General features: G+C 46.9%; 19 protein-coding genes. 13 read left to right on the top strand and 6 right to left on the bottom strand.

What is annotated here, in order from left to right; genetic code table 11:
- From RIF36_RS07970 to RIF36_RS07950, 5 genes are all read right to left on the bottom strand, one after another.
- Entirely contained in the window at positions 1 to 858 is an 858-nt protein-coding gene (locus RIF36_RS07970; RefSeq protein ID WP_151997618.1) for a class II glutamine amidotransferase, read from the bottom strand.
- A 63-nt stretch (positions 859 to 921) separates the two neighbouring features.
- Positions 922 to 1,416, bottom strand: coding sequence for a PIN domain-containing protein (locus tag RIF36_RS07965; RefSeq protein ID WP_350088567.1), 495 nt, complete (start codon positions 1,414 to 1,416; stop codon positions 922 to 924).
- Between the two features lies 1 nt (position 1,417).
- On the bottom strand, positions 1,418 to 1,654 hold the full coding sequence (locus RIF36_RS07960) for a UPF0175 family protein (RefSeq protein WP_350088570.1): 237 nt from the start codon (positions 1,652 to 1,654) through the stop codon (positions 1,418 to 1,420).
- Between the two features lie 37 nt (positions 1,655 to 1,691).
- Positions 1,692 to 4,619, bottom strand: a complete 2,928-nt coding sequence (locus RIF36_RS07955) for an FAD-binding and (Fe-S)-binding domain-containing protein (protein WP_350124583.1) — start codon at positions 4,617 to 4,619, stop codon at positions 1,692 to 1,694.
- 79 nt (positions 4,620 to 4,698) lie between these two features.
- Positions 4,699 to 5,121: a hypothetical protein gene (locus tag RIF36_RS07950; RefSeq protein WP_350118597.1), complete on the bottom strand. Its 423-nt coding sequence runs from the start codon at positions 5,119 to 5,121 to the stop codon at positions 4,699 to 4,701.
- Positions 5,122 to 5,247: 126 nt separating this feature from the next.
- Between RIF36_RS07950 and RIF36_RS07945 the strand changes: the two genes are divergently transcribed.
- The 3 genes from RIF36_RS07945 to RIF36_RS07935 are packed head-to-tail and all read left to right on the top strand — an operon-like array spanning position 5,248 to position 8,227.
- Positions 5,248 to 5,850: a YceI family protein gene (locus RIF36_RS07945; RefSeq protein ID WP_350124586.1), complete on the top strand. Its 603-nt coding sequence runs from the start codon at positions 5,248 to 5,250 to the stop codon at positions 5,848 to 5,850.
- Positions 5,851 to 5,857: 7 nt separating this feature from the next.
- Complete coding sequence (locus RIF36_RS07940; RefSeq protein WP_350124589.1) at positions 5,858 to 6,835, top strand: formylglycine-generating enzyme family protein; 978 nt, start codon at positions 5,858 to 5,860, stop codon at positions 6,833 to 6,835.
- Positions 6,836 to 6,883: 48 nt separating this feature from the next.
- Complete coding sequence (locus RIF36_RS07935) at positions 6,884 to 8,227, top strand: Gfo/Idh/MocA family oxidoreductase (protein ID WP_350124592.1); 1,344 nt, start codon at positions 6,884 to 6,886, stop codon at positions 8,225 to 8,227.
- Between the two features lie 60 nt (positions 8,228 to 8,287).
- Here the strand turns inward: RIF36_RS07935 and RIF36_RS07930 are convergent, their stop codons facing one another.
- Positions 8,288 to 9,196, bottom strand: a complete 909-nt coding sequence (locus RIF36_RS07930) for an FAD:protein FMN transferase (RefSeq protein ID WP_350124594.1) — start codon at positions 9,194 to 9,196, stop codon at positions 8,288 to 8,290.
- 194 nt (positions 9,197 to 9,390) lie between these two features.
- On the opposite strand from RIF36_RS07930, the gene RIF36_RS07925 reads away from it, so the two are divergent.
- The 10 genes from RIF36_RS07925 to RIF36_RS07880 all read left to right on the top strand — a co-directional run bounded on the left by RIF36_RS07925 (position 9,391) and on the right by RIF36_RS07880 (position 24,728).
- Entirely contained in the window at positions 9,391 to 12,450 is a 3,060-nt protein-coding gene (locus tag RIF36_RS07925) for a PVC-type heme-binding CxxCH protein (protein ID WP_350124597.1), read from the top strand.
- A 40-nt stretch (positions 12,451 to 12,490) separates the two neighbouring features.
- Complete coding sequence (locus RIF36_RS07920) at positions 12,491 to 13,411, top strand: hydroxypyruvate isomerase family protein (RefSeq protein WP_350124600.1); 921 nt, start codon at positions 12,491 to 12,493, stop codon at positions 13,409 to 13,411.
- Between the two features lie 202 nt (positions 13,412 to 13,613).
- A complete protein-coding gene (locus RIF36_RS07915) occupies positions 13,614 to 14,348 on the top strand; it encodes a hypothetical protein (RefSeq protein ID WP_350124602.1) in 735 nt (244 codons plus the stop codon).
- Between the two features lie 2 nt (positions 14,349 to 14,350).
- Entirely contained in the window at positions 14,351 to 17,113 is a 2,763-nt protein-coding gene (locus tag RIF36_RS07910; RefSeq protein ID WP_350124605.1) for a TonB-dependent receptor, read from the top strand.
- 4 nt (positions 17,114 to 17,117) lie between these two features.
- Positions 17,118 to 18,851 carry a hypothetical protein gene (locus tag RIF36_RS07905; protein ID WP_350124608.1) on the top strand — a complete coding sequence of 578 codons (1,734 nt, stop codon included), beginning with the start codon at positions 17,118 to 17,120 and terminating at the stop codon, positions 18,849 to 18,851.
- Entirely contained in the window at positions 18,848 to 20,014 is a 1,167-nt protein-coding gene (locus tag RIF36_RS07900; protein WP_350124611.1) for a DUF4249 domain-containing protein, read from the top strand. Before RIF36_RS07905 ends, RIF36_RS07900 begins: the two co-directional genes overlap by 4 nt.
- Before the next feature lie 66 nt (positions 20,015 to 20,080).
- Positions 20,081 to 21,241: a DUF4249 domain-containing protein gene (locus RIF36_RS07895; protein WP_350124614.1), complete on the top strand. Its 1,161-nt coding sequence runs from the start codon at positions 20,081 to 20,083 to the stop codon at positions 21,239 to 21,241.
- A complete protein-coding gene (locus tag RIF36_RS07890) occupies positions 21,238 to 22,446 on the top strand; it encodes a DUF4249 domain-containing protein (RefSeq protein ID WP_350124617.1) in 1,209 nt (402 codons plus the stop codon). The genes RIF36_RS07895 and RIF36_RS07890 overlap by 4 nt, the downstream gene beginning before the upstream one ends.
- On the top strand, positions 22,443 to 23,516 hold the full coding sequence (locus tag RIF36_RS07885) for a DUF4249 domain-containing protein (protein WP_350124620.1): 1,074 nt from the start codon (positions 22,443 to 22,445) through the stop codon (positions 23,514 to 23,516). The genes RIF36_RS07890 and RIF36_RS07885 overlap by 4 nt, the downstream gene beginning before the upstream one ends.
- Before the next feature lie 18 nt (positions 23,517 to 23,534).
- Positions 23,535 to 24,728 (top strand): DUF4249 domain-containing protein, encoded by a 1,194-nt coding sequence (locus tag RIF36_RS07880; RefSeq protein WP_350124623.1) that lies wholly within the window; start codon positions 23,535 to 23,537, stop codon positions 24,726 to 24,728.
- Positions 24,729 to 24,741: the final 13 nt, after the last annotated feature.

The raw sequence follows: 24,741 nt of genomic DNA, 5'->3' as shown, positions 1-24,741 counted from the left end.
TTATGCTGTCACCTTTCTCAAGCTCACACTCAAATCCTTTTTCACTAAAATCATGTGGTTGTCGGGGATAGGCTTCCAGTCTTCAGCAAACTCCGTCAATTTTTCAGACACAATCATCACCGACTTTTCTTCTGGCGTGGCAGGCAACATGTGGCACATGCCGTCTTCGCACACATAGCGGCTTCCTTCTGAGTAGTACAGAGTCAATGGCTTGTCGCTCGGGTTTGAAATGTACCGCAGGCCCACCATGCGCTCACCGTCAACAAACACCATGTTGAGGTAGGCAGGGTCGGTAATCTCAGCTTCATGCATGGCAGCCTTCATGTCGACAATCATTTCCTCGAAGGAATCGGCCACATCCTCGGCGTCGAAGTTGGTGCCTCTTGTCGCCAGCTTATCAAGAAAAACGGCGAATAGGTGCTCAGAGTCCGTCTGGCCTTTGATCCAGCGGTAGCGATCTTCATGTAGAGAAGTGGTTAGTCGGCGTTTTATTTTGATGAAATCGTCGACGCCACCATTATGCAGCATCAGGTAGTTTTGGTAATGAAAAGGATGGCAATTAGCCTCCGATACGTCCCCTTCGCTGGCAGCACGAACATGGGCTACCAGGCATTCCGACTTTACTTTTGGGGCCAGGTAGCGCAGGTTACGGTTGTTCCACGCCGGATAAATCGACACAAACGTGGCGGGGTCAGGCGAAATTTCTTTGTGGTACCAGCCTACGCCGAAACCGTCACCGTTGAGCGGCTCCTCAATTTCTTTGGCGCTAAAGCTCTGTTTGATCATGGAGTTTTTAGGCTCGTACAGGAATTTATCCATCAGGATGGGTCTTCCCAGGTAGGCGAGGAGTCGGCACATAAGGGTGTGTAGTTAAATTGAGAAAAGATAGGGGATTTTTGGAACAGACAATTTAAATCCCGTCTATTTAATTACTTCGTTGGCAGCCGATAAAGCAGATTGATAAACTTTTGCTGAAATAAAGAAACTTGCCTCTTCAATCAGTTGATCCAAAAGAGGTTTGACAGCACCGATAAACCCTTTCTCCTTTGCTAAAATCAAAATGCCAACAAGGCCAATGCACCGAATATTATACGACTCAGCGATAGCCCTTCCTTTTCTTTCGTCAATCAAAAGGAGGCTATTAGTATATGTCAAAGACAAGGCAATTGCTTCGGACTCGCCTCTATCGAGCGTTTCCGTAAGTTGGTCATAAACGGAAAAATCTTCAAGGCTCTTTGTCTTTATCCAATCGGCATTGACAAAAACACTCATATCGATTCCGAAATTTGCCAACTGTTCGATTTCAACAAACACTCTTTCGGGTATAAAAACATCCCCAAACAGAGAATGGAGCAAATCTAATTTTTGTACCACTATCAAGTTGGACACAGAAGATGTGTCTGCAACTACTACCACCTCAAAGCTTCTTTATTATCTGAAGATCTTTCTCCAAGTCATCTTCACCATAGTGGACAGGTATTTTCCTGTCGGCAAGAATCTTTTGGAACTGGAACGGGTGAATGCCAGCAAAGGCAGATGATTTGCCCATGGTGAAGACGTCCCTTTGAAACAGGAATATAGCCAGTTCAAGCTTGAACTGCTCTTCAGACATGTTTGCCTGATTGAGTATTTCGTCTGTGATAAGCAAACTCATACTTCAAATTTAATCAAATTGAGCCAAATATTACAATCTACACCAGCGCCTCCCACAACACCTCCACCGGATGCTTCGCCACTCTGTCGGTTCCATCTTTGATCTGATGGCGACAGCTGGTGCCAGGCGCTGCGATAATCGTTTCGTCGGCTTCTTTCCTTACCGCTGGAAAGAGCACTAACTCGCCAATTTGCATCGAAACCTCATAGTGCTCTTTCTCATAGCCAAAAGAGCCCGCCATGCCGCAGCAACCACTTGGAATGAGTAGCACCTCATAATTTTTTGGCAGACTAAGCATTTTCTTGGAAGGCACGACGGAACTCAGCGCCTTCTGATGACAGTGGCCATGCAGCCTGATTCTTTTCTTTTCTTCAGTAAACTGCTCCGCTTTGATGTTTCCCTTTTCCATTTCGGCCGCCAGAAATTCGTCGATTAGGAAAGTGTTCTTTGCAATTTCCCTGGCCTGCTCCTTTACTTCACCTCTGGTCAGGTCGATGTATTCATCCCTGAAAGAGAAAATTGTACTTGGCTCAATCCCCAGCAATGGCTTTTCATTTGACACCTTACCCGCCAGCAACTTGATATTCTTCTCCGCCAGCTTTTTGGCTTCTTTGATCAGCCCTTTGGACAGGTGTGCCCGACCTGACTCTTCGTGAGTGGGCATTTCGACCAAATAGCCCAGCCTGTCCAGCAGCTTTACAGCTATGGCACCTATCTCGGCATCGTTGTAGTCGGTGAACTCATCGCAAAACATGAGCACGCTTCCCTTGGCTTCAGATGGATCTACAGTCGGTTTGAACTCCTTCTCAAACCAGGCACGGAAAGTTGTTGTACTTAATCTTGGAATAGGCCTGTCCTGAGCAAAACCCAGGAATGCTTTAATAATGGGTGCGGTAACCGGATTGCTGATGGTGAAATTGTACAAGCCGGGAGCAATTGATGCAAGCTTGCTGGCTTTGGCAAAGCCAGCCACCATCCTGCTACGGAAGGGGATGCCATTTGCTTCATGATAATGCTGCGTGAACTCTGCTTTCAGTTTGCCCATGTCTACGTTGCTTGGGCACTCCGATTTACAGCCCTTGCACGACAGGCACAAGTCCATCACCTCTTTGATCTCTTTGTGGTCGAATGGGTTTTTCTTCGTACTGCTCGTCAGCATTTCCCTGAGCATGTTCGCTCTGGCCCTCGTAGTTTCCTTTTCGTTGCGGGTGGCCATAAAGCTCGGGCACATGGTACCTCCACTCAAATGGGTTTTTCTACAGTCTCCTGAGCCATTGCACTGTTCGGCTGCCCGAACAATTCCCAGCGTTTCAGAAAAATCGAAAAGTGTATCAATTTCTTTGGTGCCTTGCCCGACCGTATACCGAAGTGACGTATCCATCGGCGGCGTGCGAACGATCTTGCCGGGGTTCAGGATGTTTTCCGGATCAAAAGTGTCTTTGATCCTTTCCATCAACTCATAGTTTTTTTGCCCGACCATCTGAGGGATGAACTCCCCTCGCAACCTGCCGTCGCCATGCTCTCCGCTCAAGCTACCTTTGTATTTTTTTACCAGGGTCGCTATTTCCTCGGCAATGGTGCGGAACATTTGCTGGCCCTCGGCTGTCTTCAAGTCCAGAATAGGGCGCAGATGCAGTTCGCCAGTGCTGGCATGTGCATAATGCACGCTGCTCAGCCCATATTTATGCAGAATTTCGTTGAACTCCCTGATATATTCCGGCAGCTCGTTCACATCCACAGCGGTGTCCTCAATCACCGGAACGGCTTTGGCATCTCCGGGCATGTTAGCCAACAATCCGAGCCCTGCTTTTCTCAGCGTCCAAATTTTGCCCATGTCGTCACCAAAGAGAACTGGAAAATGATAGCCCAGGCCAACTGACTGCATCTCAGCAATCATCGCTGCAACATCTCTGTCTCTTTCCTCGGCTATTTCCCTTCCGATTTCAACCACTAAAATGGCTCCCGGGTCACCCTGAATAAAGAACCTGTTTTTGTTTTGTTCAATATTGCTCTTTGTGCAATCGAGAATGATTTTATCAATCAGCTCACAGGCGCTTGGGTTGTATTTGAGCGCAATGAGGTTGCCCCGCAAGCTTTCTTCGATGGTATTATAGTGAACGCAAACCAGTGCCCTGTCTTTTGGGGGGAGTGGTACAAGATTAAGCTTCAATTCGGTGATAAAAGCAAGCGTACCTTCCGATCCAGCCAGCAGCGAGCAAAGATTGAAGTCGGGGCCCTTTTCGCTGAAAGGCTTTTCCCTCAGGAGCATGTCCATGGCATACCCTGTGTTGCGCCTGGGGATGCTTACCTTGGGGAATTCCCGCTCAATTTCCGCCTGGTTTTCGGGGTCATTTAAAATGTTGAATAGTTCTCCGTAAATCTTGTTTTCAAGGCTGGAATTGCTCTCCACCTTCTCCATGAACTCATCCTGATCCAGTGAATGAAAGATTGCATCGGAGCCGTCACTTAGAATTACTTTGGCCTCCAGAAGATGCTCCCTCGTGCTGCCATACACCACAGAATTGGAGCCGCAGGAGTTGTTACCGACCATGCCACCTACCATCGCCCTGTTAGCCGTAGACGTCTCCGGGGCAAACATCAGGCCGAAAGGTGCCAGGTGTTTGTTCAAATCATCACGCACAACGCCCGGATGCAGGCGCACCCACCTTTCTTCCTTGTTTACCTCAAGAATCCGGGTAAAATATTTGGATACGTCTACCACGATGCCACTGCCTACTACCTGACCTGCCAGTGAAGTACCCGCAGTACGTGGAATCAGAGAGGTTTTATGCTGACGAGCAAATTCAATAAGTTTCCTGATGTCGGAAATGCTCTTTGGCATAGCCACAGCGAGCGGCATTTCCTTGTAGGCGGACGCATCCGTAGAGTATAACCTCCGCAGCACATCGTCAATAAAGAACTCTCCTTCCAGGGTCGAGCCGAAGGATTTTAAGGTGTTTTGCATAACTCACAAAGAAGAACTCAAATTTATGAGTTGAATCAAACAAATGAACAATAAGGGGGATATTCTTTATCTCCAGGAGCTAAATCCTTGTGAGCACAAAGTCTTTCTTTTCACCTTGCTCGAAGCTTTTGAGGGTCATGCTCTCATCAGTTTTTTCGTATACTTGCCAGGTGCCGTCTATTACTTTAGATGGTTCTTTTGGATTGGTAAGATCGACGGTCAAAACCTTTGCCGCCTCATCTACCTCATAAGACCCATAGGAATCGTTCTGTCCATTCTTGTTGACAAGAAAATCGCCATTCGAAAATATTTCAAATGTGAATTCCGAAAGCGTTGCTGTTTCGTCAGTTCCAGCCAGCTTATACGTTGTAATCGACCATTCTCCTTCAAAGTCCGCCGCTGTGATAGCCACCGGCTTGGGGTCTTCATCTTTGCTGCATCCCAGCACAGCCACTGCCACAAATAGTAGGGCCCATTGCCTCCACACACCTTTCATCGTCATCCGCTTCTTTTTTATTGTATGAATTTAAACAATTAATCAGGCCTTTACACTGATTCGTCAAATGATTCTTCTGGTTCTCGTCATTTTACATTTAATTTATTATTCGAAAGGAATTACTTAAACGAAATGAAAAGAACACACCCGATTTTACTGGCGGTTGCCTTTTTGGCAATTTTCAACCAGAGCTATGGTCAAAACTCAGATTTGAAAGTCAGCAAATCTTCCGAAATGTCTATTTCTGGCACCTCCACACTTCATAGCTGGACCTGCAATGTCACTGACGTAAGCGGTACTGTTAAAGTAGATGAGAAAATTCTCAAAAAAGGCGAATTCAAGAAAGGCGATAAAATAGCGGCGGTGTCTATTACTGTGCCCGTGCTTAGTATCAAAAGCGAACGTGGTGAAACCATGGAGCAGAAAATGTACAATGCGCTCAAGTATGAAGAAAATCCAAACATTACATTTTCACTGACCGACAATCAGATCACCTCGCCGGGCAAAGAGACCTTTGCTGTAGAAGCAAAAGGAAACCTGACCATTGCCGGTAAAACAAATGCTGTCACCCTCCCTGTGGCAGGAAAGCGGGATGCCAGTGGAAAGTATTCGTTCGAAGGTTCCTACAAACTAAATATGAAAGACTATGACATGGAGCCACCAACCGCCATGTTTGGGCAGATAGTAACCGGAGAAGAAGTGGAAATATCATTTAAACTAATTGTGGAGAACTGATAAGATTATGTTGTTGAAAAGATTGCTAACTATTTGCTGCGTTTCGGTGGCGGGTTTAACTTACGCTCAAGAGGGCCTGGAGCCCATTACCAAGACGATAGAAGGAAGTGAAGTGTCGTTTAAAATGGTTCCCATTCCAGCTGGTACTTTTACGATGGGCAGCCCCGAAGGCACAAAAAACAGGGAAGAAGACGAAGGCCCTGTTCATCAGGTAGCCCTGGAGGCATTTTATATGTCTGAGACCGAAGTGACATGGGAACTGTACGAATTATTCACTGACAAGGACAAAAGAGCTACCCTTGTGTATGTGGATGAGGCAAGCCAGAAGAAGGCCGATGCTATGGTAAAGCCAAGCACGCCTTACCTGGACCCCAGCTACGGCATGGGTAAGTATGGCTTTCCCGCTACCAGTATGACGCAGTACGCCGCTGTCACCTTCTGCAAATGGCTCAGCGAAACCACTGGCGAGTTTTACCGACTGCCGACTGAGGCCGAATGGGAATATGCCTGCCGGGCAGGTTCAACCACAGCCTACTCATTTGGTGACAACGCAGACTCACTTAAAAGTTATGCCTGGTTCTACGACAACAGCAACGACAAATACCACGAGGTGAAAGGCAAAAAGCCGAATGCCTGGGGACTTTACGACATGCATGGCAATGTGATGGAATGGACGCTCGACCAATACCAGGCCGACTACTATGCAAGCATTGAGGACGGCAAAACCAACCCCTGGAGAAAGCCCACCAACCTACATCCGAGGTCGGCCCGTGGAGGCTCATGGGACGACGACCCGGAAGACCTGCGGTCAGCCAACAGAACAACATCATCTCCCAACTGGCAAAAGCGTGATCCACAAATTCCTAAAAGCTTCTGGTGGGCATCAGACGCCCCATTTGTAGGCATCAGACTGGTAAAGCCAGCCAAGCAACCAACAAAAGCAGAGCAAGCGGCCTTCTGGGCTTCCGTTCTTGATGAAGGTTAACTATATTGATTTCCTGAAACTACCAATACATACTTAACACATACCGTTATGACTCATATTGATTCAAAAAATACCTCCGGGCTCAATCGCAGAGATTTCGTAAAGGGTTCTGCCATGGCCGCCGGTGGCATCATGCTCAGCGGCCTGGCATGGGATGCCAATGCCATGACCCTGCAAAAACCAAAGGAGCTTAAGCTTGCCCTCGTAGGCTGTGGCGGCCGTGGTTCCGGCGCCGTAGTACAAGCGCTTATTGCTGACCCCAACGTGAAGCTGGTGGCCATGGCCGACGCTTTCAGAGACAGGCTTGACGCTTGCTACAGCAACATTACCAAAGACGACGTAGACGGCAAAGGCAGTTTGAAGGCAAAAATTGACGTGCCGGAAAAGAATAAATTTGTTGGATTTGAAGGCTATAAGAGCGCTATTGACCTGGCTGACGTCGTCATCCTGGCCACACCTCCAGGATTCCGCCCTTATCACCTGGAGTATGCCATCAAGCAGAGCAAGCATATCTTCTGCGAGAAACCTTTGGCTACAGATGCGGTTGGCATCCGTAAAGTTTTAGGTCTTCTGGAAGAATCGAAGCAAAAGAACCTCAATATAGTCGTTGGTCTTCAGCGTCACTACGAGTCTTCTTATCGTGAGGTCATGAAGAGAGTTCACGGTGGCGAAATAGGCGACGTTACGTCAGGCCAGGTTTACTGGAACAGCGCTGGTGTATGGGTGAGAGAAAGACAACCTGACATGACGGAGATGCAGTACCAAATGAGAAACTGGTATTATTTCAACTGGCTGTGCGGCGACCACATCGTGGAGCAGCACATCCACAATATTGATGTGATGAACTGGGCCAAGCAAGGTTATCCGGTGAAGGCGCAGGGCATGGGCGGGCGCCAGGTAAGAACTGGCAAGGAGTTCGGCGAAATTTTCGATCACCACTATGTGGAATACACCTATGAGGATGGTGCTATCATGAACAGCCAGTGTCGGCACATCAAAGGCTGCATGGACAAAGTAACCGAAGAAATTGTAGGCACCAAGGGTCGTGCCGATGGCAGCGGCAACATTGTCGACCTCAAAGGAAATATTATTTACAAGCACAGGGGCAAGGACGATCCGAACCCATACGAGCAGGAGCACGTCGAGCTATTTGCCTCCATTCGCAAGGGTGGTGTCATCAACGACCTTGAAAATGGTGCGAAAGCAACCATGACTGCTATCATGGGACGTATGGCCACCTATTCTGGAAGAGAACTCACCTGGGAAGAAGCAATCAATTCTGAGGTGAACTTGTTCCCGGACAGCCTTGCATGGGATGCGAACCCGAAGTCAATGCCCGACAAAAATGGTTTTTATACCATTGCAGTACCGGGTGTAACTCAGGTTATCTGACAAGAAATCGAGTAGCTATCATTAGACCCTGGCGGCTTCAAACCCGTCAGGGGTTTTTATTTAATTGACAAATGACTGGCCAAAGATGAGTTCCTCTACGACGTCGCCATCCTTCTTCCATACCATAGCCGATACCTCGCTGTTTCTTTCCAGGAACCTTCTTATCTCTTCCATTTCCATTACGCAGAAGGCGGTTGCATAAGCATCAGCCTGAGCGCCTGACGGTGCCGTAACAATGACAAAGGCGCCATTGGTCAACGCCTCCCCGGTTTCGGGATCAATGATGTGTGAGTATTTTCTCCCCCCAAACTCAAGGTATTGATAAATGTCGCCTGATGAGGCAATGAAACAGTTGGAGCATTTGATCAGCTCATTGATGCCAGGGCCGCTGCTATTTTTGTCCTCTAAACGAAACTCCCACGTAGCTTTGTTGGCAGGAGCATCTGCCGCTGCGATGGAGCTGCCCGTTGACACGAACGACCGTGCAAACCCCTCTCCCTTTAGCACCTTAAGTGCCTCGTCAACAGCATAGCCTTTCCCGATTCCTCCGAAGTCGAGTTTCATCCCCTTTTTTACGTATTTTATTTTGAATGGCAGCCTGCTTGTGTCAAACACAATAGCATCAAAGCCATTGACGGCCAAAGCCTCCGCAATCTGCTGTTGTCCGGGGAGCTCATTTTTTCGTTTTGCCCTTCTCCACAACTGTACCAAAGCACCAATGGTAGGATCAAATGCTCCAAAAGTTTGTTCAGATATGGCCTGCGACATTTTGAGCACCTTCCCTAAGTCCTCACTCACTTCTACCCAGTTGGCAGGGGATGTAGCATTGAGCTGCCAGCTTTCGCTTTGTTCTGAGTAGTCGCTCAGCGCCAGGTTAATTTCATCGATTCGGGCAAATGCCTTGTATGCTGCCTGTCGGGCCATAAGGCTGTCAGAGCCATCAATAGTAATATTAAAGATTGCACCCATTTTCGGCTCAGCGAAACTAAACTGCTGGCCCCGGGACTCCAAAACAGATAGTAGCAGTAAGAAAAGTAAAACCGTTGGCTTCAAAACAAGTGACTTTATATAATACAACGCTCAATCATCAAACTAAGCGAGGAATAAACGCAGGTTTTATCTATTTTGAAAGTTGATTTACAGAAACACCTACTTAACTCGTTATGGCAAAGAACATTTCCATGTTTAAAAGGGCGATTGCCTTGTCAATCGCCGCCGCTTTTTTTACCCACTGTTCCCAAGAAACTCCCCCAGTCGATCGCTCCACACTAACCGACGCCCAAAAGCGGCTGCCGGAGTATGCCGTTTCGGGGCTGGAGGTGGCTGATGGGTTGGAGGCGACACTTTTTGCCGCCGAGCCCATGATCATGAACCCTACCAACCTCGATGTTGATCCCAGAGGAAGAGTTTGGGTGTGTGAAGCGTTTAACTACCGCAGCGAGCTCAATCCAGGTAACGAAGTAGATGCGAAAGGGGATAAAATCGTCATTCTGGAAGACACGGATGGCGATGGAAAGGCCGACAGCCGAAAAATATTTTACCAGGGAACGGATATCAATGCCGCTCTGGGCATAGGCGTCTTTGGCAACAAAGTCATCGTATCTTGCAGTCCAAATGTTTTTGTCTTCACCGACGAAGATGGTGATGATGTGCCAGACAAAAAGGAGGTGCTTTTTACGGGACTAGGCGGAGTGCAGCACGACCACGCCATTCACTCTTTTACTTTCGGCCCGGATGGCAAGTTCTATTTCAACTTTGGTAATGCAGGTGATCAGCTACTGGACAAAGACGGCAACCCCATTGTCGACATGGTGGGCAACGAGGTAAACGGCTCCGGCAACCCATACCGCCAGGGGATGCTCTTCCGCTGCGACACCGACGGCAGCAACATGGAAGTACTCGGTTTCAATTTCAGAAACAACTATGAACCGACAGTCGACTCATATGGCTCCATCTGGCAGTCTGACAATGACGACGATGGCAACAGAGGGGTTCGCATCAACTTCATTCTGGAGTACGGCAACTACGGCTTTACCGACGAGTTCACTGGTGCGAGCTGGAGTACCCGTCGCACGAATATGGAAAAGGAAATTCCACTTCGCCATTGGCACCAAAACGATCCCGGTTCGGTGCCTAACCTTTTACAAACAGGTGCAGGCTCGCCTACCGGCATGGTCGTTTACGAAGGGGACTTGCTTCCTGAGAGGTTCAGGAACCAGATGATACACACGGATGCGGGGCCTAATGTCGTTCGGGCATATCCGGTAGAAAAAAAGGGAGCAGGCTACACTGCCTCCATTGTCAATATACTTAAGGGCAATGACGACCCATGGTTCCGGCCTTCGGATGTATGCGTAGCACCAGATGGTTCATTGTTCGTCGTCGACTGGTATGATCCTGGAGTTGGTGGACACCAAATGGGCGATCAGGCCCAGGGAAGGGTTTACCGTGTGGCTCCCAAGGGTGTCGACTATGAGGTAGAAAAAGCAAACGTTTCCGGCGCTGAAGCGGCAGTGAAGTCTTTGCAAAGCCCCAACATGGGCACTCGCTATCTCGCCTGGACGGCCCTTGAGGCAATGGGCAGTGAAGCGGAAGCCGAATTGAAAGGTCTTTTGGCCAGCAGCAATCCAAGAATGAAAGCAAGAGCTCTGTGGCTGTTGGCAAGGATTGACGGGAAGACAGATGAATACATTCAGCTAGCCACCAACGATGCAGATGAGAACATAAGGATCACCGGATTAAAAATTGCCAGAAGCCTACAGGTAAAAAACCTGGATGACTATCTGGCAAAGGCAGCCTCCGACAAGTCGCCCCAGGTAAGAAGGGAAGTAGCCATTGCAGTTCGCTATCTGGATTCACCAAAAGCGGTGGATATTTGGACCGACCTGGCCATGCAATACGATGGAAAGGACAGGTGGTATTTGGAAGCATTGGGTATAGGTGCCGATCCCAGAGGCGAAGAATTCTTTAACAACTGGATAGAAAAAGGTGGCCTGGAGAAGCCAGGAGCCAACGACATTGTGTGGAGAAGCCGGGCCAAGTCGGCCCTGCCAATGCTGGCTAAGCTGGCTACAAATGGAGACGGAGGCATGCATGATAATCTCCGCTATTTCCGTGCCTTCGATTTTCACAAAGATCCTTCAAAAGACAATCTGCTTGCTGGTATGCTGACGATCAAACATCCCCAGCAGGACAGCATAAAGATTCTGGCCCTGAGCCATATTTCGCCAGAGAAAATAAATTCGGATCCGGCAGTCAACAAAATCATGAGGGGGTCGCTGGCACAAATGAAAGGCACTCCAACGTATATGGATTGGGTAAAAAGGTATCAACTAAGGGACCAGGTTCCATCTCTGGTGAGCATCTACACACAGTCGCCAAAAAGTGAATTTGGCCCCGAGGCGATTAAACTTGTGCACCAATTTGAGGGCATCGACTTTTTCAAAAAACAACTTCAGCAAAAAGACAACGAGAAGGTCATCGAAACGCTGAATGCGATGACCAACCTTTGGGGCTCGGAGGTTTGGAATACTTTCAAGGAAATATCACTCGATGAAAGCAGAGACCTGGCGGTAAGGAAAGCAGCCATTAAAGCCTACGGAACAGGTTGGTCGACCGAAAACAACCTTTTGGACATGGCACTGGCCAACGAGGTGCCCGAGGAGCTGAAAGAGACCGCCATGTACACACTTCTCAACGGCATAAAAAGCTCTGTGAGGAAAGAGGCTGCCAAAATGCTGGCCGCCGGAGATACCAAGTTTGGTTCCATCGAAGAGTTGGTGGCTTTGGATGGAAGTGCTACAAACGGCGCTGCCATGTTCGAGAGAGTTTGCTCCACCTGTCATGTGGTCAACAACAAAGGAACCCAGTTTGGCCCACAGCTATCGGAAATTGGTGACAAGCTTGGGAAGGAAGGGCTTTATAAAGCAATTATGTATCCCGATGCCGGCATCAGCTTTGGGTATGAGGGCTTTTTGATCACGACGACAGCCGGCGAAAAAATAGCCGGTTATATTTCCAGCGAAACCAGTGACGCACTTGAGGTAACTGTCATTGGCGGTGCCAAAACAAGGTATGCCAAAAAGGATATCGTATCAAAAGAGCCACTTGAGAACTCGTTGATGCCTACCGGGCTGCACAACGCTTTCACACAGCAGGAGCTGGTCGATTTGGTGGCTTATTTGTCCTCGTTGAAAAATGGAGCGCCGGTTGCTGCCCGATAACACAAAATATACCTACTTGAACACCTAAATAATTAACGAAATGAATAGAAGAGATTTTATTGGCAGAGCAGCGCTGGCAAGTGGCGCAGTGTCGCTTATGGGAGGAAGTGCCTTTGCATTACCGAACAAGAACACTTTCCAAGCCGTTGGTAAGCCATTTAAAATGGACTATGCGCCGCATTTTGGCATGTTTAAAAACCATGTTGGTGATGACCCAATTGAGGAGCTGAAATTTATGTTCGACCAGGGCTTCCGGTCGCTTGAAGACAATGGGATGCTTGGCCGACCCGTTGAAATGCAAAACAAGATCGCAGCAACCCTCGAAAGACTTGGCATGCGAATGGGCGTGTTTGTGATTGACGGCGGCGACAATTGGAAAATTTCCTTGACCACAGGAAAAAAAGAGTTTAAAGATACGTTTGTTGATGCCTGCAAAAGATCCGTGGAACTGGCCAAAAGGGTCAACGCAAAGTGGATGACGGTTGTTCCGGGCTTCTACGACGCAAGCTTACCCATAGGAATACAAACAGCCAACGTAATCGACGCACTAAGAGCTGGTGCAGAAGTACTGGAACCCCATGGGCTGGTGATGGTACTCGAACCGTTAAGTGACAGACCTGACCTCTTCATGCGAACTTCCGCCCAAACTTTCGAGCTTTGCAAAGCCGTGAATAGCCCCGCCTGCAAAATCCTGTACGATATCTATCACATGCAAAGAAACGAGGGAAACCTCATTGCCAATATCAATCTTACGTGGGAAGAAATCGCCTACTTTCAAATTGGCGATAACCCGGGAAGAAAAGAGCCGACTACTGGTGAGATCAACTACAGGAATGTGTTCAAGCATATTTACGACAAGGGATACCGCGGTGTAATGGGCATGGAACACGGCATTTCAAAATCCGGAAAAGAAGGAGAAATGGCGCTTGTGGCTGCCTATAGAGAAGTTGACAATTTTTAGTGTAAAAATAAGCCGTTTACCGATACTCATTCATTACAGCCACTTAGGGAATATCCTCCTTGCAAAATGAGGGATTTTTGAGCTTAAATAGTTATAGAATGCTGAATTGTGTCAACTTTCGAAGTTGGTACAATTCAGCTCATTCCAGGCTTCAATGCCGGGTTTGACTTTGTATTGATTTTTATCTGTTTTACCTATTTTGATGCGAAAACTACTACCCTTGCTTCAGCTGGCCATAGGCGCTTGTCTGTACAATACTGCTCCGGCACAAAACCTCGTCAGCCAAAATCCCTCCATAGAAGTTCTCAGCAATCAGTACGACACCGAAGTCGGGTATAGTGGCAGAATATTCAACGGTGCAGAATATGGAATCAAGTATGCAGATGTTGTTGATCATGCTTTTTTAGTTTCTGAGTGGCAACCTGGCAGCATCAACTTCCTTGATAGAGAATACAAAGGACTCGAACTGCGGTATGACATTGTGAATGACCTGGTTGTTCTCAAACACTACAATCCCAATAACGGCATTTCCATTTCCATCATGCCGGCTCAGGAAAAGATCAATTCTTTTACACTTGCTTCGGTAAAGTTTGTTCGCCTGTCTCCGCAGGTTACCGGCGAGCAAAAATCCCGCTTTTACGAACTGATTGTAGACAAAGAATATAAACTGATTGCCAGGCACACAAAAGAAAAGTTCATAGATAAGTCAAGAGGTGCGCCAGTGGTCGGATTTCAACACAAGGTCAAATTATACCTTAAAAAAGACAATGAATTGGTCATCATCAGAAGCAAGCGAGCGCTATTAAAGGTTCTCGAAGACAAAAAGAAAGAACTCGCTGACTACTCAAGAGCCAGGAAACTGTACTGGCGAGAAAACCCAAAAAGAGCCGCTGCCGTGATAGTTAGCCATTATTTTGATTTAAAAGCAGAAAACTGAAAATGAAAAAAGCAGCTACTTTATTACTTATAATAGGGCTCGGGTTCCATTCTCAGGCACAAAACCCAACCATCACCGCTACTTTCAGTGAAACACCCTTTGATCAGGCTGTAAAAACCATAGAAGAGCAAGCGAAAACAGCGATCTTCTACAATCCACAATGGACAGACACTTTACGTGTAAACGCTACTCTTAACTCCGCCTCTCTAAGAGAAGCTTTAACAGCCATCATTCCGTCGTCTTCCGACTTAAGCTTCTTCATCAATTCAGGCGGCAAAGTGATTATATCGAAAGGCTATGTGATCCGGGAAAGCCTCCCTGTTGATTTTTTCACGAGGGAGCCCGTAGAAGACAAAATGGAGGTAGCTGCCCTGGAATTAGAAAAAACAAGAAATAATCAGGGGCCCGTGGAGGCTGCCATTGAAAACAAGACTTTCGAAGTAGGCAAAAAAACAGCAGTGCTAGCCACTGGCAAAGCCACAGTTGCCGGATATGTGAAAAGCATGGCTTCCGGCGAACCTGTGATTGGGGCTTTGGTCTATATCGAAAACCCGAAAATTGGCACCATTACGGATCAGTTTGGCTACTACTCTCTCACGATTCCCAACGGCAAGCAAATGCTGAAAATCCAGAATGTGGGAATGAAAAGCACGAGGCGCCAAATCATTCTCTACTCCGATGGGCTTTTTAACATAGAAATGGAAGAGGACGTGGTGGCTTTGAAGGAAGTGGTAATCGAAGCTGAACGGGATGTGAACGTTACAGGCATGCAAATGGGGCTCGACAGGCTCGACATTCAGTCGATCAAGCAAATGCCTTCAGCTTTTGGCGAGGCCGATATTATGAAAGTAGCCCTAACGCTGCCTGGAGTGCAAAGCGTTGGCGAAGGCTCTAATGGTTTCAACGTGCGGGGCGGCAGCACCAGCCAGAATCTTATTTTGTTGAATGACGCCGTGATTTACAATCCTTCTCACCTTTTTGGCTTCTTCACGGCTTTCAATGCCGACGTGGTAAGGAATGTGGAGTTGCACAAAGCGGGCATTCCGGCAGAGTATGGAGGCAGAATCTCCTCGGTTTTTGAGGTAGACATGAAAGATGGCAACAAGAAAAAATTTGCCGGCAGCGGCGGCATCGGACTTGTCACCGGCCGACTTTCTCTGGAAGGCCCCATTATAGAAGACAAAGCTTCGTTCCTTATCGCTGGCCGAAGCAGTTACTCAGACTGGATTTTGAAAAGGTTGCCAAACGCCACTTTCAAAAACTCCACTGCCGGTTTCAACGATCTGAATGCGAGAGTGACCTACGACATTGATGAGAAAAACAGCGTCTATATTACCGGCTATTTGAGCAATGACAAGTTTAGTCTCAACTCGGATTCACTGTACCAATACACCAACTCCAACGCTTCCATCAAATGGAAAAAAATATTCAATAGCAGACTTTATGGGGTTTTCACGGGAGTTTCCAGCCACTACGACTACAGCCTGTCATCTGAAGATGTTCCTGTAAACGCCTTCAATCTGGGCTACGGCATCAACCAGCACAACTTCAAAGCCGACTTCAGCTACTTTCCGGAGTCCATGCATAAGATCGACTTTGGGCTGAGCAGTATCTACTATGACCTAAGCCCTGGCTTCAATAAACCCGTAGGTGACCAATCCATTCTTCAGGAGAAGATTTTGGAAAAGGAAAAAGGAATTGAATCAGCCATTTATGTGGGCGACAAGGTCGATGTCAACGACAAGCTTTCCGTCTACCTCGGATTGCGCTATTCTATGTACTCTTTTCTTGGGCCAAAAAGTGTTATTCAATATGACCCAACCCGGGCAAAGGATGTAAATACCATGCAGGACACTGTGCAGTATCCTCCAGGTGATTTTATCAAAACCTATCACGGGCCGGAATACAGGGCTTCCATGAGGTATGCCTTCAATCCCATCAGTTCTGCCAAGTTGAGTTTCAATAGAATGCGACAGTACATTCATCAGCTGTCCAACACCCAGGCCATTTCTCCTACTGATATTTGGAAACTCAGCGATTCCTACATCAGTCCGCAGATTGGAGATCAGTTCTCTATAGGGTACTATCGCAATATGAGATCCAACAGTTTGGAACTGTCAGTGGAAACCTATTACAAGTGGCTAACCGATATGCTTGACTATAAAAACGGTGCAGTGCTTGTGTTGAATGAGCACCTCGAAACTGACGTGATAAAAGCCAAAGGCAAGGCATACGGCCTTGAGATCATGCTGAAAAAGAAAACTGGCAAGCTCAACGGATGGGTAAGCTACACGTACTCCAGAACGCTCGTGCAAATTGCAGGGCAGTTTCCGGAAGAAAGAGTAAACAGAGGCACATACTTCCCCGCCAGCTACGACAAGCCGCATGACCTGACGATTGTTTCAAACTATAAATTCACCAGGAGGATCAATATTTCGGTCAATTACACATACAGCACCGGCCGGCCAATCACCTACCCGTTATCGGTGTACACGATAGGTGGGGCGAACAGGGTTCACTATTCCGACAGAAACGCCTACCGCATTCCAGATTATAGCCGAATGGATCTCTCGATTAACTTCGAAGGCAACCACAAGATCAAGAAGCTAGCCCACAGTTCATGGACCTTCGCCTTGTTCAACGTGCTTGGGCGCAACAATGTGTACTCCATCTACTTTGTGACCGAGCAGGGAGAAATCAACGGCTACAAGCTTTCCGTCTTTGCCCAACCCATTCCAACCATCACCTACAATTTCAGATTCTAATTCCATGAGAAAGCACAAAGGTATTTTTGGAAGAGCGCTACTAAAGTCATCTGTGTTCCTATGGGTGCTGACCACAAGCAACCTGATTCAGGCTCAGGACGTTTCCTACAAGGAAGAGATTCACATACAGCACGATGGGCCTGTGTATTTAACAGGTGATCGGTTAAGATTTTCAGTCACATGTCTTGATCAGTCAAACCGCCTGCTTTCACCACTTAGCAGACTGGCTTATGTTGAACTCCTCGACAGCGAAAATACACCACTGGCACAGTCGATCATCGATTTGAATGATGGAAAAGGAAAAGGCGACATTCTTTTGCCATTTACCGCCACTTCAGGTAACTACACCTTGAGAGCCTATACCAAATGGATGCGAAATTTCCCACCCGAGGACTATGCTTATTCAATCGTTACTATTGTCAATCCATTTAAGTCGCTAGGTCTGGTAGAAACCACTGAAAAGCCAGCTGCCAGAAAAGCATATGCTCCCACAGCGGGCCTGAGCATATCAACCCCCAGCGACATATATCGCTCAAGGCAAAAAGTAACCATCAACCTTGGCTTGAATGGCGTAGAAGGTAGACCTGCTAATGGGCTGGTGTCAGTTTCTGTAAGCAAGGTGCCTGATTTCTTCATGACAGACCAGGAAAATTCCGGGAAGCTTCCTGTGGTTGTCAAAAAAAATCCCTCCCAGGCTTCATTTAAACCCGACAGGCACTACTTGCCTGAAACGAAGGGGCAATTCCTCACTGGTAAAGTGTATGAATCGGGCACCACAACCCCAAAGGCAAATGAATTGATCTACCTGTCCATCATTGGAACTCAACCGGAATTTTATACTTCAAAAGCTGACAGCGAGGGCATCATCCGGTTCGAGATTGTGGACTTTTATGGCCAGGGGGAGGTGCACCTGCAAAGCAGCGATCCTGATGCCAATGTAGATATAGTTATCGATCCTTCGTTTTCAGAAGCCTTTGTTGCACTTGAGGTTCCGTCACTGAATATTGATGAGAAGTGGGAGAGTTACCTCACTCAGGCAAGTCAGAATATGCAGGTTAGAAATGTGTATTCCAGCATTATCCCATTTGATGAACACCAGCCGTCGGCTGACTCATTACCTTTTTATGGCATTCCCGATCAGAAATACTACCTGGATGACTACACAAGGTTCCCTTTGATGGAAGAGGTGCTGAGGGAATATGTAGCTGGTATTTTCCCAAGAAAAAGAAACGACGAATTCTATTTTAAGATGGTCAACGTAGAAAAAAATGAGATCATGAACGATGAACCGTTGATGCTCTACGATGGCCTTCCAATTAAAAAGGCGAACACCATTATGGAGCTGGATCCTCGCCTTGTGAAGCGGATTGATATTGTGACAAAAAGATACTTAATGGGGGGGGCAATTTTTGAGGGCATCACCAGCTTTCATTCATACAAAGGCGATTTAACGGGACTTGATCCTACATTAATTATTGGTCAGGACTATTCGTTTGTCGGTGTGCAACGGGCAGCGGAGTATGTGTTTCCCGACTATGAAGATGCTGCGTCGGCGTCCACATTACCGGACTTTAGAAATACCCTCTACTGGACCGATAGTAAAGAAATAGATAATGGAGATGGAGAGGTTGAGTTTTTTACCTCAGACGATACCGGCACCTATTTGATAGAGATTGAAGGAATCTCAGACTCCGGCGACTTGATCTCTCAAAAAAAGTTTTTCAAAGTGGAGAAATGAGAATCATCACTCTGGCCATACTGATATTTTTCGTGAGTGTTGGCTGCCTCGAAAGATTCGAGCCGCAAGGAACGAAGTTGACCAACCTATTGGTGGTGGAAGGGCAGCTTACAACTGGTGCAGAGGGCAACGCAATCAAACTCTCCAGAACCCGGGACATAGGCATGAAAGACATGATACCGGAGCAAAATGCTATAGTGAAAGTGACAGATGGCCATTCAAACGAATATCTGTTTGAGGAAACGCTACCAGGCACATATTACAACCCGGCGGTAGATTTGACAGCAAAGGTGGGAGAAAAATATGTGCTCGACATTGTAACCGCCGACGGCAGTCACTATCAATCCAGCCCAGTTACGCTTAAGCAAGCTCCCCCAATTGAAAAAGTCTATTATCGCAGTGAAACGAGGCTGACTGACGACGGGAGAGTGCTGTCAGGCATTGCTGTTTATCTAGATGCCTTCGACGAGAACAACAACACCGACTACTACCGTTGGGAATGGACAGAAAATTGGGAAATTCAAATGCCGGTCAACTCAAAATTCGACTTTCAAGTCGATAAAGACACCGTCGGAATGGGTTATCCCATACCTAAAATTCTGCCAGTGAATATTTGCTACAGCTCCGACACCTCCAGCAGAATAATGGTGGCCAGTACCAAAACGCTCTCAGAAGACCGTGTAAAAAAATATGAGATCAATTTCACGAGCACCATGGGATTCAAATTAAAGAGCCTGTATGGCATTATAGTAAAACAATATGCTCTTGACGAAGCTGGTTACAAATACTGGGAGGCCTTAAGGGCAAGCAGCGAAGGGGTAGGCACCTTATTTGACCCACAGCCTTATGAACTTACAGGGAATATTTTTAATACAAGTGATGCCAACGAACCGGTACTGGGCTATTTTGATGCCAGCACAGTGTCAGTTAATTCGCTGGTAGTCATCCGTGACCAACTTGATTCTCTCGTCTATCCTCTGGAGCAATGTTTTGAAGAGAAAGACACAGTGCCTTACAGGCTTGTACAAGACTACCTACAGGCTGGCTACTTAATAGATACCACAGGTCTGTTTGGCACCACTTACGTAATAATGGCACCCGTAGATTGTAGCGACTGCAGACTCTACGGGTCGCTGGAGCGCCCAAAATTCAGACCTGATTGACAATTGGCCGAATTATGTAACATATCGTCCCAAGACTTCTTTGTTAAAGGTAAAAATCTCTTCAGAGTGACTTTCACTCTTTTGATAGGGTTCGACCTCGTTGGATGCACCGAGCCTTTTACTCCAGAGTCGAAAGTTTACAAAGGTGTCCTTGTGGTTGACGGGTTTGTATCAGACGCAGAAGCCAGGTCATCAATAAAACTGACACGCAGCTCCCCTATCGACATTGCAATTCCCACCCCGGAATCAAACGCCATTGTATCGGTAATAAATAAAGAGGGAAAAAGTTTCGAGTTTGAAGAAACCTCGCCTGGCATTTACCAGAGCATAGCGGCAGGTTTTAAGGGTGTGGTCGGGCAAGCCTATTCACTTGACGTTTTGACTGACAATGGCAATCACTACCAGTCCAGGCCGGTTACACTAAAAAAATCACCGCCGATAGATAGTGTTTATTTCGAACCCTCCGTCAGGCTGTCGGATATTGACGGAGATACAATTACAGGAGCAGCCATATTTGTTGACACACATGACGACACAAATTCTACAAAGTTTTACCGATGGGAATGGGAGGAAGACTGGGAAATAAGAGTACCCTACCCCAACACGTACGACTGGATCACCTACGAGGACGGCAAATTTGGGTTTCCCAAAGAAAATGGAAATCAGATCGGCCTGTGTTATAGCCACCAAGTGGGTAGAAACATCCATATTGCCACTACCAATCAGCTGTCAAGTGACCAGATCAGTAAGTTTGAGCTCAACTACGTCACAACCCGGGATGGCTATAAGTTAAGGTCTCTTTATAGCATTTTAGTACGGCAATATGCGCTTGATGAAGAAGCCTTCTTATATTGGTCGGAGCTCGAAAAGACCTCTGAAACACTGGGTACTTTGTTTGATCCCCAGCCCTATGAATTGCGAGGAAACGTTTTTAACACTGACGACCCCGACGAAACCGTTCTGGGCTATTTTGGTGCCAGCACGGTTGAAGAGAAGCGCCTCTACATTACCCGTGAACAGCTTAAGGACATCAAATACCCAACCAACCCCTGTGGCCAGGACTTGCTTGAAGTTGAGTACAGGTATGTGTACGACCATTTGGAAGCCGGATACGTTATTGCTTACCTCGGCGACTACGGGGCTATCTCACTGTATATGGCACCGAAAGATTGCTGCGACTGTAGATTTCATGGCGTATTGGAGAAACCTGACTTTTGGCCGTTATGAGTATGCGCATCAAGACAATATTGAATTATTGGCTTGCCACGGTATTAGCGCTGGGAACACTTGGAGTCAGTTGTATTGAGAAAATTGAACCCAGTCCCAGCTTCAACAACCGTTCGCTTGTAGTTGACGGTTTGATTACCGATGAGTGGGCACCTTACACGATTAAACTAAGTAGAACAGCTTCATTGGGAACGCAAATCACTGACCCCGAGCCAGGAGCAACGGTGGTGGTGAAGTCGTCTGAGGGCCAGGAATATTCCTTTGAAGAATCCTCGCCAGGCCTATACCAAAGTAATCCTGATGAATTTATTGGAAAAACAGGGAGGTTCTATACACTCGAAATAACTACCAAAAATGGACAACACTACCTCTCCGACGCAACCTTGTTAAAGGCTGTTCCTCCCATTGACAGCGTCTATTTCGAACCTGCCTTGAGGCTTGCTGACTTTTCAGGCGACACCATTACTGGTGTAGCAATATTAGTCGACACTCATGACACTACTAATACTACAAGCTACTACCGATGGGATTGGGAAGAAGCATGGGAGATAAAAGTACCTTATCCAAACACCTACGACTGGGTAGTGTGGCCTGTATTGATCCCGACGGCCGAGCGCTTCGGTTATGAGGTTCCTAATAATCATCGTGTGGAGAGATGCTACAGCACTAAATCCTCTAGTGGCCTTCTGCTCAGTACTTCGGTTGGGCTTGCACAAGATCGTATCAGCAAATACGAAGTAACCTACGTCAGCACAGAAGGGTACAAATTGAATTCCTTGTATAGCATCCAAGTAAGGCAATATGCACTTGATGAAAAGGAACATCACTATTGGTCGGAGCTGAAGAAGCTGTCAGAATCGTTGGGAACGCTATTTGACCCACAACCATACGATCTCCGTGGGAACATGCATAGTATAAACGATCCTGCTGAGCCCGTGCTGGGCTACTTCAGTGCAAGTGCCGTCTCAAAAAAGAGATTGTATATCGACCGATCTGAACTTCTTGATATCAAATTCCCCTACAGCGTATGCGCTCAGGAGCTCGCTTATGTTGAAAACAAATACGTTCAAAACTATATAGAAGCTGGGTATCTGATTGCGGCATTAGGTGATTATGGCTCGGGGCACTACTACCTGGCTCCAGCGGAATGTTGCGACTGTAGATTTCATGGCGTATTGGAGAAACCTGACTTTTGGCCGTTATGAGCGAAACGATTCTTTCAGCAAATATCTCCAGAAAGCTAGCACTGGTTTTGCCCATCGTTCTCATTTTTGACGGGTGCATTGAACCTTTTGATGGGAAATCGACAGACTATGAAAACTCGCTGGTTGTGGACGCTGCTATTTCTGACGCACCTGGCCCCTATCAGGTTCTCCTTTCAAGGAGCAGACCGTTCGGCACCCTTAACTCTTTACCTCAGACTGGTGCTTCGGTTTGTGTGACCACACTTGAGGGCGCATGTTATCCATTTACAGAAGTAGCTCCGGGCAAATATCTCAGCGACTCAGCAAAGTGGCGAGCGCAGATAGGCACTACTTACAAGCTGGAAATTGACGTAAATGGAATTCATTTCGAGTCCTCCGAGGAACTACTGCGAAGCACGCCAGCCATAGATAGTGTCTACTATGAGCCTGAGGAGAGGTATACTGACACAAATGAAGTATTGTCGGGAATAGCCTTATTTGTCGACACACATGACGAAAACAACTCGACCAGGTTCTATAAATGGACATTCATTGAAAGCTGGGAAATAAAGATAGAATATCCCATCGATTTGAACCTGTGGAAATGCTACGACTCAGACACTTCCAAGATTGTTCAAATTGTCTCCACCCGTGGGCTATCAAAAAATGTAGTTAGCAGGCATGAACTCAATTATGTGAGCACGGAAGGATTCCGGCTTGGCTCTTATTATAGCCTGCTTGTACGACAGTCAGCCATCGACCAAAAAGCCTATAAATACTGGGCGGAAATCAAGCAATCCAACGAAATGGCTGGCTCTTTGTTTGACATTCAGCATTACCCTATCAGAGGAAATATTCATAATACGTCGGACGCCGAGGAGGTGGTTTTAGGGTATTTTGAGGTGCTATCGATACAGGACAAGCGAATCTTTATCTCCAGAACAGATGTCAAAGATCTCAACTTTCCAGGGCCTTCGTGCTATAGTTTGTGGGATGGCCCTCCACCTGATCCACGGTTTTTGCCCAGACGCTGTACAGACTGCACCTACCATGGCGGCTCATTGAAGAAACCTGACTTTTGGCCTAACTAATACCTTAAAACAAAAAAATTGAAAATCACTGACACAATATTCTTTCAAAGAAAGTTATTTATTACCGGCAGAAATGCGCTATTGCTTGTGCTTTTAGGCAGCTGCATTGAACAATTCGACCCAAAAGTAATTGCTTACCAAAGCGTATTAATAGTAGATGGCTACCTCTCTGATAAAGCAGAGCCTTACAGAATTACTTTGTCACGGTCGAGGGCCCTAAATAATGAAGAGTTTCTTCCTGAGCTTGGTGCCAGTGTATCGATCATCGGAAGTGAAGGCGAAACATATCCCCTGGTAGAAGGCGATTCTGGCCTTTACATGAGCAATCCCAGCGAGTTTGTTGCCATGGTTGAACAAACCTACATGCTGGACATAGTCACGGCCAACGGAAATCACTACCAGTCGGATCCTGTTGAAGTAAAATTAACCCCGCCCATCGATAGTGCTTATTTCAAAAGAGAGCAGCGAATCGATGATGAAGGGCTGAATCTGGATGGGGTAAAAATACTTGTGGATGCTCATGACCCAACATCAGGCACGCACTATTACAGGTACGAATGGTCGGAAACCTATGAAACCTATTTGGCATATGCCGCTCCATGGGATTATGATTCTATGGCGCCAGATCCGAGGTTCCCCATTAAGCGCAAGGAAGTCTTCGCTCAGGTGTGTTATAGTTCAAGGCGAGGCAATAGCATATTGATCGCTGACACAGATCAACTCGCCGAAGATAAAGTAAGTGAATTTGAAGTAACCTATGTAAGCACAGAAGACTACAAATTGAGAACGAGGTATAGCATTTTGGTAGAACAATTTGCGCTGGATGAAAAGGGCTTTCACTATTGGTCTGAGTTAAAAAAGAATTCTGAAAGTCTGGGAACCCTATTTGATCCCCTGCCCTACGAATTGCGTGGAAACATCAAAAATGTAAACGACCCCGACGAAGCTGTACTTGGCTATTTTGATGCGGCTCAATCGTCACAGTTTCGTTTGTTCGTTGAAATTGACCAGTTAAGAGATCTGACTTTCCCATCCACCGGCTGCCCCAATTCCCTGGACACAGTGGCCTTGCAGGACATCCCGATCAACCTGACGAGGGGTCGGCTTATTTCCGTGTTAGGGCCTTATCCAGTTCAGTACGTTCTCATGTCGCCCAGAAGGTGTGCCGATTGCAGAGTCTATGGGTCGTTAGAGAAGCCGGACTTTTGGTAAATGATAAACACTT

The sequence above is a fragment of the Imperialibacter sp. genome (assembly GCF_040222815.1).
Lineage (GTDB): Bacteria > Bacteroidota > Bacteroidia > Cytophagales > Cyclobacteriaceae > Imperialibacter.
Note: the sequence above shows the minus strand (reverse complement) of the source record. Positions and strands in the feature narration are given on the sequence as shown.